This is a genomic window from Nonomuraea sp. B12E4 (genome assembly GCF_039871825.1).
Taxonomy (GTDB): Bacteria; Actinomycetota; Actinomycetes; order Streptosporangiales; family Streptosporangiaceae; genus Nonomuraea.
Window position 1 is genome coordinate 1 of sequence record NZ_JBDPME010000092.1, and the last position, 916, is coordinate 916.

Here is a 916-nt window from a genome sequence, read left to right on the forward strand (position 1 = left end):
CGGTGGCGGGCGTGGGCCGCCGCGAGCACCCCACCTACCTCGGCGGTGCTGATGAGCACCGCCATGTTGGCCTGTGACGTACGCCCGCCGGTGATCTCGTCCACGGCCCGCATCAGGTGTTTGGTGATCGCGTTGCCGTGCACGCCGTCCCGTTCGGCGGCGGCCACCGCCTTCCGCACGGCGGCCTCGGCCACGGCGGAGTCCACCGCGTCCTCGGGGCGGGGTGGGGTGGTGATGACCACGGCGCCCTGGTTGCCGGTCGCCCAGTGGTTGTCGACGACGCGGGCGATGAGGTCGGGGTCGTCCAGGCGGTGCGGGCTGGGCAGGCCGCTGGAGGCGCAGTAGAAGGCCGGGAAGTCGTCCGACCGGTACGACACCAGCGGCACCCCGTGGGTTTCCAGGAACTCCAGGGTCAGCCTCAGGTCGAGGATGTTCTTGGCCCCGGCGCAGACGACCGCGACCTTGGAGCGGGTGAACTGGATGAGGTCGGCTGAGATGTCCATCGTGGTCTCGGCGCCCCGGTGCACGCCGCCGATGCCGGCGGAGGCGAAGAAGGCGATGCCGGCCAGTTCGGCGGCCACCATGGAGGAGGCCACGGTGGTGGCGCCGAGCCCGCCCCGGGCCAGGGCCACGGGTAGGTCCCTGGTGCTGACCTTGGGGGTGCCGGGGGTGGTGGCGAACCGTTCGATGTCGGTGTCGGTCATGCCGATCAGGAGTCGGCCGTCCGCCACGCCGATGGTCGCGGGGACGGCGCCGCCGGCCCGGACCGCCCCCTCGACCTTGGCGGCGGTGGCGGCGTTGTCCGGGTAGGGCAGGCCGTGCGTGATGACGTTCGATTCCAGGGCCACCACCGGTCGTCCCTCGGCCAGGGCCTGGGCGACCTCCTCGGCGACCACCAGGGGGATGCCGCTCAACT

1 protein-coding gene is annotated in these 916 nt (G+C 72.6%); it reads right to left on the reverse strand.

The features are described from left to right. Positions 1-916: pseudouridine-5'-phosphate glycosidase (locus tag ABGB18_RS49355; RefSeq protein ID WP_347702664.1), on the reverse strand; the 916-nt coding region annotated here is incomplete at both ends.